At 63.3% G+C, this 509-nt stretch carries 1 protein-coding gene; it reads right to left on the minus strand.

Annotated features, from left to right (window positions below; all coding sequences use genetic code 11):
• Positions 1–509, minus strand: a 509-nt coding sequence (locus tag R0J88_RS18755) for a class I tRNA ligase family protein (protein WP_410900693.1), incomplete at both ends; no start/stop codon positions are given.

Genomic DNA, 509 nt, shown 5'->3' on the forward strand with positions numbered 1-509 from the left:
CGGCCGCGATGGCGGTGTTGAAGGTGGTGCGGCGGCCGATGTCATCGCTGCACTTGGCGATGGTCTCGTGTGTCTTGCGACGCAGCGCCTTCTGATCATCGTTCAGGGCGGTCACGTCCAGCGCGCCCGGAGTGCCGGCGGCGACATGCTCGTGGACCAGACGCCAGACGCGCTTGACGAAGCGGTGTGCGCCCTCGACACCGGAATCGGACCATTCCAGTGACTGCTCCGGCGGCGCGGCGAACATCATGAACAGGCGCACGGTGTCGGCACCGAAGCTGTCGATCATCGACTGCGGGTCCACGCCGTTGTTCTTGGACTTGGACATCTTCTCGGTACCGCCGATCTCTACCGGCAGGCCATCGGTCTTGAGGATTGCGCTGATCGCACGCCCCTTGTCGTCCGTCTCGACATCGACGTCCAGTGGATTGAACCAGTCACGGCCACCTTTCTCGTTGATGCGGTAGTAGGTATCCGCGATCACCATGCCCTGGGTCAGCAGCTGCTTG

The organism is Pseudoalteromonas sp. SIMBA_162, from assembly GCF_046535955.1.
Classification (GTDB): domain Bacteria; phylum Pseudomonadota; class Gammaproteobacteria; order Enterobacterales; family Alteromonadaceae; genus Pseudoalteromonas; species Pseudoalteromonas marina.